Source organism: Streptomyces sp. NPDC055025, assembly GCF_053608565.1.
Map to the genome: position 1 here is coordinate 80,750 of NZ_JBSGVS010000039.1, position 10,400 is coordinate 91,149.

Annotated in this window: 9 protein-coding genes; all 9 read right to left on the bottom strand. The window is 72.1% G+C overall.

Going from position 1 to position 10,400, the window contains the following annotated elements:
• Positions 1–12: 12 nt before the first annotated feature.
• Positions 13–672: a response regulator gene (locus ACWGDX_RS23710; protein ID WP_453628523.1), complete on the bottom strand. Its 660-nt coding sequence runs from the start codon at positions 670–672 to the stop codon at positions 13–15.
• On the bottom strand, positions 669–2,069 hold the full coding sequence (locus ACWGDX_RS23715) for a sensor histidine kinase (RefSeq protein WP_453628525.1): 1,401 nt from the start codon (positions 2,067–2,069) through the stop codon (positions 669–671). The genes ACWGDX_RS23710 and ACWGDX_RS23715 overlap by 4 nt, the downstream gene beginning before the upstream one ends.
• Positions 2,070–2,362: 293 nt before the next feature.
• Positions 2,363–3,247 (bottom strand): alpha/beta hydrolase, encoded by an 885-nt coding sequence (locus tag ACWGDX_RS23720; protein ID WP_453628527.1) that lies wholly within the window; start codon positions 3,245–3,247, stop codon positions 2,363–2,365.
• Positions 3,248–3,377: 130 nt separating this feature from the next.
• Entirely contained in the window at positions 3,378–4,799 is a 1,422-nt protein-coding gene (gene kynU / locus ACWGDX_RS23725; RefSeq protein WP_453628529.1) for a kynureninase, read from the bottom strand.
• Positions 4,792–5,637, bottom strand: coding sequence for a tryptophan 2,3-dioxygenase family protein (locus tag ACWGDX_RS23730; protein ID WP_453628531.1), 846 nt, complete (start codon positions 5,635–5,637; stop codon positions 4,792–4,794). The genes kynU and ACWGDX_RS23730 overlap by 8 nt, the downstream gene beginning before the upstream one ends.
• A gap of 251 nt (positions 5,638–5,888) precedes the next feature.
• Complete coding sequence (locus ACWGDX_RS23735; RefSeq protein WP_453628533.1) at positions 5,889–6,827, bottom strand: DUF3152 domain-containing protein; 939 nt, start codon at positions 6,825–6,827, stop codon at positions 5,889–5,891.
• A 303-nt stretch (positions 6,828–7,130) separates the two neighbouring features.
• A complete protein-coding gene (locus ACWGDX_RS23740) occupies positions 7,131–7,544 on the bottom strand; it encodes a DUF3151 domain-containing protein (RefSeq protein ID WP_365903415.1) in 414 nt (137 codons plus the stop codon).
• Positions 7,545–7,566: 22 nt separating this feature from the next.
• On the bottom strand, positions 7,567–9,045 hold the full coding sequence (locus ACWGDX_RS23745; RefSeq protein WP_453628535.1) for an MFS transporter: 1,479 nt from the start codon (positions 9,043–9,045) through the stop codon (positions 7,567–7,569).
• 114 nt (positions 9,046–9,159) lie between these two features.
• Positions 9,160–10,191 (bottom strand): class II fructose-bisphosphate aldolase, encoded by a 1,032-nt coding sequence (gene fbaA, locus ACWGDX_RS23750; RefSeq protein ID WP_453628537.1) that lies wholly within the window; start codon positions 10,189–10,191, stop codon positions 9,160–9,162.
• Between the last annotated feature and the right edge of the window lie 209 nt (positions 10,192–10,400).

Below are 10,400 nucleotides of genomic sequence, written 5' to 3' on the forward strand. Positions count from 1 at the left end.
CCCGCCCCGGGCTCATCCCGGTGTGACCAGCCGCGCCTCGTACGCGAACACCGCCGCCTGTGTGCGGTCCCGCAGTCCCAGTTTCACCAGGATGCGGCTGACATGGGTCTTGATCGTGGACTCCGCCACCACGAGATGCTCGGCGATCTCCGCGTTGGACAGCCCCTGGGCGATCAGGACCAGCACCTCCGTCTCGCGCTCCGTGAGATCCCCGATCCGGGCCATCGCGGGCGCCCTCGGGGTATCCGCCAGCTTGGAGAACTCCGTGATCAGCCGCCGGGTCACGGTCGGCGCGAGCAGCGCCTCGCCCGAGGCCACCACCCGTACGCCGTCGGCGAGCTGCCGCGCGGAGGCGTCCTTGAGCAGAAAGCCCGAGGCCCCGGCGCGCAGCGCCTGGTACACGTACTCGTCCAGGTCGAAGGTGGTCAGCACCAGCACCTTCGCGTCGGCGTCCGCCGTGACGATCTCACGGGTCGCCTCGATGCCGTTCAGCTCCGGCATTCGGATGTCCATCAGCACGACGTCGGGACGCAGGGCCGCGACCTGGGAGACCGCCTCGCGGCCGTTCACGGCCTCGCCCACGACCTCGATGTCCGGCATCGCGTTCAGCAGCACCGAGAAGCCCTCACGGACCATCACCTGGTCGTCGACGATCAGAACCCGGATCGTCATGCCGCTTCCCCGTCCCGCTCCGAGGCCCGCTTCCCATCGCGCTTTCCGTCGCGCTCCGAAGCCCGCTTCCCGTCGCGCTTTCCGTCGCGTTTTCCGTCCCGCTCCGTGTCCCGTTCCCCGTCCCGCTCGACTGCCACCGGGATGAAGGCCGCGACCTCGTAGCCGCCGTCCTCGGTGAGGTCCGCGGTCATCTCGCCGTTCAGCATGGACACCCGCTCCCGCATCCCGGTGATGCCGTGCCCGGCGCCGGGCGACGGCTTGACCAGGCCCCGCGGCGCGGTGTTCACGATCCGCAGGCCGAGCCCGCCGAGCACATAGGCGATCTCGACCGTCGCGGTCGACCCCGGCGCGTGCCGCAGCGCGTTGCTCAGCGCCTCCTGCACGATGCGGTACGCCGACAGCTCCACGCCCTGCGGCAGCTCGCGCACCGCGCCGGTGACCGTCTTCTCCACGGTCAGACCGGCGTCCCTGACGTTTCCGAGCAGCCCGTCGAGATCGGCGAGGGTGGGCTGCGGGGCGTCGGGGGCCTGGTAGTCCTCGGCCCGTACGACCCCGAGCACCCGGCGCAGCTCGGTCAGCGCGGCCACGGCGTTCTCCCGGATCGTGACAAAGGCCTGCTCCAGCTCGGGCGGCGGATTCTCCACCCGGTACGGGGCCGCCTCGGCCTGGATCGCGACCACCGACATATGGTGCGCGACCACGTCGTGCAGCTCACGGGCGATGGTGGTGCGCTCCTCCAGGAGCGTGCGCCGGTCTCGTTCGACGGCGGTGACGCTCTGCTGCGCGGCGACCTCCTGCTCCGCCTCCCGGCGGACATGCAGCATGCTCACGGTGAGCAGGACGAGCGCGGAGACGAAGAGCATGGGCGCGGCGTTGGAGCCGCCGTTCCCGTACCGGTCGAGGAAGACGGAACCGAACAGCGAGTACGCCGCCGTGACCACCCACATCCACCCGGCGACACGCGGCCGGGTACGGGCCGCCACCACCGTCATCACCAGGAGGTAGCCCGCGAAGCCGCTGGCGGTCCAGGGCAGATGCCCGAAGCTGAGGACGCTCAGCACGGCGGACAGCCCCAGGGCCAGCCACCAGGCGCCGACCGGTCTGACCAGCGTCAGCACGACCGGCACCACCGGCAGGAGCTCGCGCAGGGAGCCGTCGACGAAGCCGATGAAGGCGACGAACAGGGCGCCCGCCACGACCAGGGCGTGCGGGGTCCAGACCGCGCGCTCACGTATCCGCCCCGGCAGCCGGCGGGTGATCGGGCCGTCCGTCCGCATGGGTGCCAGCGGGCGGTAGGCGAAGGCATCGTGGAAGAGGTCCTGGCGCAGGCTGCTGAACGCTCCCTCGGCCAGACGGAACTCGGGGCTCCGGGTCTTCCCGGTATCTGTCTCGGTCACGTTGCCACGGTAGGGGCAGGGGCGGAGGGGGTCGTCACCACGGAAGCGGATCCTTCTCCGTCCGTCGCAGGTACTACACGCTCCCACCAGCCGTGGAGCGGCGACCCGCGCCCCACGCTGTGCGACGCCTCACGCGCGGGGCGACGCGGGCACGGGCACGGGAGGCAGGCGCGGGCGCGGGAGGCAGGCGCGGCGGGCGCGGTAGAGCGGCGGACACTACGGGCGTGGAAGCACGCTCCCGGCGCTCCCGGCGTGCACGGCGCGCGCACGTGCTCCCGCCGCTCCCGCCGCTCTCACCACGCGAGCTGGGCGATCTCCTCCGCCACCACCGCGCACGCGTCCGCCGCCGGATCGATCAGCGGGAAGTGGCCGACGTCCTCCAGCAGCGTCAGCCCGACCGTCTCGCCCGCCCTGGCCGCCGCGGCCACATACTCCTCGGCGACGGCGTAGGGCACGGTGAGGTCCGTACGGCCCTGCACCACGGCGGTCGCGATCCCCGTCGGCAGCAGCGCCGCCGGATCCGCGCTCTCCCTGCGGCGCTTGAACTCCTCCTCGCCGCCGAGCAGTTGGTGGATCGCCCCGCCGCACACATCCAGTTCCACGGCCCGCACCAGATCCGCGATCGGCGCCAGCGCGACGACTCCGCGCAGCGGCGGCGGTTCCGGCAGCCGCCAGGGCGAGCCCTCGGGCAGCACATGACGGGCCGACGCCCAGAGCGCGAGATGGCCCCCCGCGGAGTGCCCGGTGACCACCGTCCGCCGGGCGTCCGCCTGCGGGAGCGCCTCCGCGGCGAGCGCGGGCAGCGCGTCCATCGCCGCGGCCACATCGTCGAAGGTCTCCGGCCACCGTCCCGCGACCGGGGCGCCGCTCTCCTGCCGCGCGATCGCGGGACCCCGCCGGTACTCGACATTGGCGACGGCGAAGCCCCGGCGGGCCAGGAAGTCCGCGAACGGGGTGAGGTGCCCGCGGTCGTACGGCGCCCGCCACGCGCCGCCGTGCAGGACGACGACGAGCGGCACCCGCTCCTGGTTGGCCCGGGGAGCGTAGAAGTCGATCACCTGATCAGGGTGGTCGCCGTACGCGGCGCTGGCATCGGGCCGGACGACCGGATGGGCGAAGACCGACTCGGTCTCTGCGGCGTCACGAGCGACGGCATCGTGCGCGGCGGGGTCCGGCATCTTGCGCCAACCTTTCGGTACGGGGGCCGAATTGGCCTGATCAGCGGGGACGGTATCAGCCCTGGAGGGGGTCGATCACACCCCGAGTCCCGGTGCGGGTCCCGCCCCGGCCCCCGCACCGGTCCGGGGGCTACGCGAGCGGCCCCGCCGGGACCTCGCGGAGGACCTCCCCGAGCACCCGCGCGGCCCGTTCCGTATCGGCGAAACCGATGTACAACGGGGTGAATCCGAAGCGCAGCACATCCGGTCTGCGCAGATCGCCGACGATCCCCCGGGCGATCAGCGTCTCCATGACCAGCGGCGCCTCGGCGCAGCGCAGGGCGACCTGACTGCCGCGTTCGGCATGGGCGGTGGGGGTCAGCGAGGCGACCCGGCCCGGTGGCGCGTACGCCGCCACGCACTCCAGGAAGAAGTCCGTGAGCGCGAGGCTCTTCTCACGCACCGCCTCCACCGTCACCCCGGCCCAGACGTCGAGGGCCGCCTCCAGCGCCAGCATGGAGAGGATGTCGGGGGTGCCGACCCGGCCCCGTACGGCTCCCTCCGCCGCCGCGAAGTCCCCGGTCATCGCGAACGGATCGGCGTGCGAGTTCCAGCCGGGCAGCGGGGAGTCGAAGCGGTCCTGATGGCGCTCGGCCACATAGAGGAAGGCGGGGGCCCCTGGCCCGCCGTTCAGATACTTGTAGGTGCATCCCACGGCGAGATCCACACCGTGCTCGTCCAGTCCGACCGGCAGCGCGCCGGCGCTGTGGCACAGGTCCCAGAGGGCGAGGGCCCCGGCCTCGTGCACGGCCGCGGTGATTCCCGGCAGATCGTGCAGCCGGCCGGAACGGAAGTCGACATGGTTGACCAGTGCCACGGCCGTACGCGGCCCGAGCGCGCCGGGCAGCTCCGCCGGTGCGACGGGCACGATCCGGCTGCCGGTCATCCGGGCCGCGGAGCGGGCCATGTACCCGTCCGTGGGAAAGGTCGTGGCGTCGACGAGGATCTCGTCCCGTCCGGGGCCCGCGAGCCGTACGGCCGCCACCACGGCCTTGAAGACATTGACGCTGGTGGAGTCGCCGACCACGATCCGGCCAGGACCGGCGCCGACGAGCGGCGCGATCCGGTCGCCGATCCGCTCGGGCGCCTCCCACCAGCCGCCCTCGGTCCAGGAGCGGATCCGCAGCTCGCCCCACTGACGGCCGATGACCTCCTGGAGGCGCTCGGGGACATGGCGGGGCAGCGCGCCCAGCGAGTTGCCGTCGAGATAGACGGAGTCGTCGTCGAGCGCGAACAGCTCGCGCCGGCCGGCCAGTGCGTCGGCGGCGTCCAGCGCGGCGGCCCGCGCGCCCAGCGACCGGGCCCGTACGGCCAGGGACCCGGTCGCAGCGACCAGGGGCCCGGCGGGCTCGGAGGGTACGGCGGGTACGGCGGAGGACTCGGCCGGTGCGGCCGGGGACCCGGACATGGCGGACTCGGACACGGCGGGCTCGGCCGGTGCGGACTCGGCCGGTGCGGACTCGGCCGGTGCGGACTCGTGCATCGCGGACTCGTGCATCGCGGGCTCAGACATGGCTGCGCGCCGTCCACAGCTCGGGGAAGACGTTCTTCGTCGCGCGCTTCTCCAGCCAGGCGACGCCCGCGGAGCCGCCCGTACCGGTCTTGGAGCCCATCGCACGCCGGGTCGCCACCAGATGGTCGTTGCGCCAGCGCCAGACCAGCTCACCGACGTCCGTCAGCGCCTCGCCGAGCCGGATCAGTTCGCTGTGCTGGTCGGGGTCCGCGTAGATCCCGGCCCAGATCTCCTCGACGGCGGGCGACGGCTCGTACCGCCGTGCGAGATCGCGGGTGAGCACCTCCGCCGGCACCGGCAGCCCGCGCCGGGCGAGCAGCCGCAGGACCTCGTCGTACAGGCTGGGCTCCTGGAGCGCCTTCTCCAGTTCCGCGTGGACCCGCGGGGCGCCGCGGTGCGGGACGAGCATCGACGAGGACTTCTCGCCGAGCAGGAACTCCATCCGCCGGTACATCGCCGACTGGAAGCCGGAGCCCTCGCCGAGCGCGCCGCGGTACGAGTTGAACTGCGCGGGTGTGAGCTGGGCGAGCGGCCGCCAGGAGGCGTTGAGCGCCTCCAGCTCCCGTACGGAGCGCTTCAGCGCGTCGACCGCCACGCGCGTACGGTCCTCGCGCAGCGCGCGGGACGCGGTCTCCCACTCATGGACGAGGACGGTGAACCACAGCTCCATGACCTGGGTGGTGACGAGGAAGACCATCTCGCCGGGGTCCTCGGAGCGGAGGTGCTGCAAGTGGGTGAGGACGTCGGCCTGGACGTAGTCCTCGTACGGGGTCGTCCCCGCGAAGTCGAGATTCGGGGCTTCCGAACCGGCTCCGGGGGCATCGGGGGCGTACGACATCGCTGTCTCCTCGATATGGCTGCCGGGTAGCGGTCCGCCCCTTTCCGTGTGGTTACGGAGCCCCGGTCCCCTCCCGGCATCATAAGCCGGAGCCCGCGCCCGAGGTCAGGGCAAGGGGTCGGGGCAGAGGGGTCGGGACAAGGGGTCAGGGCAAGGGGCGGCCGGACGGTCGGCGCTCGGACTCCCGGCGCTCAGACCGTCGGCGCTCGGACTCCCGGCGCTCAGACCGTCGGCGCTCGGACTCCCGGCGCTCAGACCGTCGGCCCGGTGATGTACTTCCCGTTCTCGTCGTACGGCCAGGCGTTGGACACACAGCCGTTGAGCCCCTTGATCTGCTGCATCATCACCGGCGCGGGCCGGCCGGGGCCCGAGCAGCCCAGGTGCCGGCGCAGGCCGATCTCATGGCCGACCTCGTGGTTGATGATCAGATGCCGGTAGTGGGCGGCCGAGCCGTCGAAGGTCGGCGATCCCAGCACCCAGCGGCGCAGATTGACCACGACTCCGTCGACGGTCTCGCAGTTCAGCTCGCCGTGGGTGTTGAGCCCCTGGGCCAGACAGAGCCGGTCGGCGGTGGCCGGGGTGGCGATACGGATGACGAAGTCGGCGTTCGAGGAGACGAGCTGGAAGGAGCCCCGGCCGTGCGCGGCCCAGCCGCGTGGGTGGGCGAGTATGCGCTCTATCTCGGCGGCGGCCTCCGCCGCGGATATGTCGATCCCCTTCTCGACCTGGACCCGGTAGCGGCGCAGCGGCCCCGAGCCGACCCTGCCGCCCTCCGTCCGCGCGGTGGTGAAGGTGCCGGGTCCCGAGGCGGGCACACGGGGCGGCGGGGGCGGGCCGGAGGAGCGGGGGGCGGCGGGCGGCACGGACGTGGAGGGGCCCGCCTCACCGGAACCGGCGCCAGCGCCGGGCGCGGGCGACGAGGACGACGAAGACGCGGACGGGCGCTTCGGGGGCGCCGACGCGGTGGGCGCGGTCCGGGACGGGTCCACGAGGACGTCGGCGACCTCGCCGGCCGTGGAGGGTCCTTCGTCGCCGCCCGGCAGAAACGCGAAGACCGCGCCGCCGAGGACGATCACGCCCGCCAGGCCGAGCCCGCCGAGGGCCAGGGGACCGAGCTGGCGGCGGTTGCCGCGGCGACCCCGGTTACGGCCACGACGGCCGACTCGACGGGTGATGGCGCGCTTGCCCAAGACGGGACTTCTCCCCTGCTGAGACCGGCGCCGAGGGGAGATACGACTGGGGTGCCCCGGGCCGGCGGGTGCGAACGGTGGATCCGCGGGGCGTGCGATCGTACAGACGACCGAAGGCCCGCGCCCTGGCAGACGGGCGGGGCCTTCGAAAGGTTCCGTTCTCAACCGGACGACTTCACTCGCGGAACACGGCGCGCGGCACCTGTCCACCGAGGACATCGGCGCCTGCCGGCCGAGAGTGTCCGCCGCTGTCGGCCGAGACTGTCGGCCGAGGGCGCCGGCCCCCGGCCCCCGGCCGCCGGCTCAGCCGAGGGTGTCGGCCGCCAGCGGCGAGGAGTCGCGCAGGAAGGTGGAGCAGCGCTCGTACTCCTCCTGCTCACCGATCGCCTGCGCGGCCCGTCCGAGCGCGTGCAGCGCACGGAGGAAGCCACGGTTCGGCTCGTGCTCCCACGGCACGGGACCGTGCCCCTTCCAGCCGTTGCGGCGCAGGGAGTCGAGCCCGCGGTGGTAACCGGTCCTGGCGTACGCGTACGACTCGACGACCCGGCCGTTCTCGAACGCGCCGTCGGCGAGCTGCGCCCAGGCCAGCGACGACGCCGGATACTTCGCGGCGACCTCGGCGGGCGGCGTCCCGTTGGCAAGCAGCTCACGCGGCTCGGGATCGTCAGGAAGCTGAGTGGGAGGGGGTCCCCCCAGAAGGTCTTTATGGATGGCCATACGTACAGTCTGCCTTGCCGCGTCAGCCCTCCGTCGCCGGGCGGTCCGTGGCCCCTCCGTCGGCGGAGCGTCCTGGCGCCCTCGGTTCCAGCGGGGGCGCCGTCAGGCCGCAGTGGACCTTGCATTCGGGCTGCTCGCCGACCGTTTTCGGGTTCCGTACCGTCGCCAGGGCGATCAGCGCGCCCACGACCAGGATGCCCGCGCAGATCGGCATCGCGCGGCGGAAGGTGTCGCCGAACTGGGTCGCCGAGCGGTACGCCTCCGGGCCCATGCCCGTCAGCAGGGGCAGGGCCGCCACCGCGAGCAGGCCGGCCGCGCGGGCCGCCGCGTTGTTGATACCGCTGGCCAGACCCGCCCGCGCGGTGTCCACGGAGCCCAGGACCGTCGCCGTGAGCGGCGCGACCAGGGTCACCATGCCCAGCCCCATCACCAGCAGCGCGGGCAGTACATCGGGAAGGTACGAGGCGCCCCGGTCCACGCGCAGCATCAGCAGCATGCCTCCGGCGCACAGCAGCGGTCCCACGGTGAGCGGAAGCCGCGGTCCCGTCTTCTCCCCCAGCGCCCCCGAGCGCGCGGAGAACAGCAGCATCAGGATCGTCGTCGGCAGCAGGGCCGCCCCCGCGCCGAGCGCCGAATACCCCACCACCACCTGGAGTTGGAGCGCGGCGAGGAAGAAGAAACCGCCGAACGCCGCGTACACGCACAGCGTCACCAGATTGACCGCGGTGAACTGCCGGGAGCGGAAGATCGACGGCGGCAGCATCGGTTCCGGACGACGCCGCTCGACCGTCACGAACGCCACGGCGACCGCCACCCCGATCAGCCCGGACCAGATGTCCTTGCCGATCAGCGCGTAGGTGATCAACGCCAGCCCCACCGCGCCGAGCACCGCGCCCAGCACATCGAACCGGCCGTGCGCCGCCGGGTCCCTGGACTCCGGTACGTGCCGCAGCGCCACCGGCGTACAGATCGCCGCCAGCGGCACATTCAGCAGAAACACCCAGCGCCAGCCCGGACCGTCGACCAGCCAGCCGCCCACGAACGGGCCGATCGCGGCCCCGACCCCGCCGAACCCCGACCAGAGCCCGACCGCCCGAGCCCGGTCGTCCGGATGGAAACTCGCCTGGATGATCGCGAGCGAGCCCGGTACGAGCAGCGCGCCGCCGATCCCCTGCAAGGCGCGCGCGATGATCAGGATGACGGCGTTCGGCGCGATCCCGCAGAGCAGCGAGCCGAGCGCGAACCAGACCACCCCCAGCACGAAGATCTTCCGCCGCCCGAACCGGTCGCCGAGCGACCCGCCCAGCAGGATCAGCCCGGCCAGCGTGACCATGTACGCGTTGACGGTCCACTGAAGGGATGCCAGATCCGCGTTGAGCGACCTCCCGATATGGGGCAGCGCGACATTGACGACGGTGGAATCGAGCAGGGCCATGCTCGAACCGAGCACCGTCGTCAGAATGATCCAGCGGCCCTGGGCCGAGGACAGCCTGATCTCCATACGGGGATCATCCTCGCCCCGGAGCCCATGGGCGACCCGGCCGACGAAATCTCCACGGCGCGGCATGACTCGGGCCCGGCACCGGGAAAGATGCCGGGCCCGAGCACACGGCGCCTACTTGAGCTTCGTGCCCGTCGAGCGCAGCGCCCCACACGCCTCGGTGACACGCTTGGCCATGCCCGCCTCGGCCAGCTTGCCCCAGGTGCGCGGGTCGTAGGTCTTCTTCGAGCCGACCTCGCCGTCGACCTTCAGCACACCGTCGTAGTTGGTGAACATGTGCGCCGCGATCGGACGCGTGAAGGCGTACTGGGTGTCCGTGTCCAGGTTCATCTTCACGATGCCGTTCTCCAGCGCCGTGGCGATCTCCTCGGCCGTGGACCCGGAGCCGCCGTGGAAGACGAAGTCGAACGGCTGGCTGCCGGCGGCCTTCCCGTACTTGGCGGCCACACCCTCCTGAAGGTCCTTGAGCAGCTCGGGACGGAGCACCACATTGCCCGGCTTGTAGACACCGTGGACATTGCCGAAGGACGCGGCCAGCAGATAACGGCCCTTCTCGCCCAGACCCAGCGCCTCGGCGGTGCGCAGCGCGTCCTCGACCGTCGTGTACAGCTCGTCGTTGATCTCGTGGCTGACGCCGTCCTCCTCGCCACCGGTCGGGGTGATCTCGACCTCAAGGATGATCTTGGCGGCGGCGGCCTTGGCGAGCAGTTCCTCACCGATGGCCAGGTTGTCGGCCAGCGTCTCGGCGGAGCCGTCCCACATGTGCGACTGGAAGAGCGGGTTACGTCCGGCCCGCACCCGCTCGGCGGAGATGTCGATCAGCGGACGGACATAGGCGTCGAGCTTGTCCTTGGGACAGTGGTCGGTGTGCAGCGCGACCGTGATGTCGTACTTCGCGGCGACCACGTGCGCGAACTCGGCGAGGGCGACCGCGCCGGTCACCATGTCCTTGTTGTACTGACCGCCCAGGAACTCCGCACCGCCGGTGGACATCTGGATGATGCCGTCACTCTCGGCCTCCGCGAAGCCGCGCAGCGCGGCGTGCAGGGTCTGGGACGACGTCACATTGATGGCCGGGTAGGCGAACTTGCCTGCCTTCGCCCGGTCGAGCATCTCGGCGTAGACCTCGGGGGTTGCGATGGGCATCGGGCCGCTCCTTGTGATGTACGGGTGTGAGGTGCTTGTCCCTGACTGGGGTCCCTGACCTGGGGGCGACGTCATCGTCTCCCCCATCCTTCCAGACTCCGGTACGGGCTCCACCCGGAGCACCACATCCGCCGTACGCCCGGTGTCGCGTGCAAGGTCCTTCCCTATAGCGGCGCGGCCCTGGCTGTTTCACGTGAAACAGCCAGGGC

Bases quoted from the DNA above. Each gene is read 5' to 3' on its own strand.
- ACWGDX_RS23745 (WP_453628535.1), bottom strand. From the start codon at position 9,045: ATGGAGATCAGGCTGTCCTCGGCCCAGGGCCGCTGGATCATTCTGACG.
- kynU (WP_453628529.1), bottom strand. From the start codon at position 4,799: ATGTCTGAGCCCGCGATGCACGAGTCCGCGATGCACGAGTCCGCACCG.
- fbaA (WP_453628537.1), bottom strand. From the start codon at position 10,191: ATGCCCATCGCAACCCCCGAGGTCTACGCCGAGATGCTCGACCGGGCG.
- ACWGDX_RS23730 (WP_453628531.1), bottom strand. From the start codon at position 5,637: ATGTCGTACGCCCCCGATGCCCCCGGAGCCGGTTCGGAAGCCCCGAAT.
- ACWGDX_RS23740 (WP_365903415.1), bottom strand. From the start codon at position 7,544: ATGGCCATCCATAAAGACCTTCTGGGGGGACCCCCTCCCACTCAGCTT.
- ACWGDX_RS23710 (WP_453628523.1), bottom strand. From the start codon at position 672: ATGACGATCCGGGTTCTGATCGTCGACGACCAGGTGATGGTCCGTGAG.
- ACWGDX_RS23720 (WP_453628527.1), bottom strand. From the start codon at position 3,247: ATGCCGGACCCCGCCGCGCACGATGCCGTCGCTCGTGACGCCGCAGAG.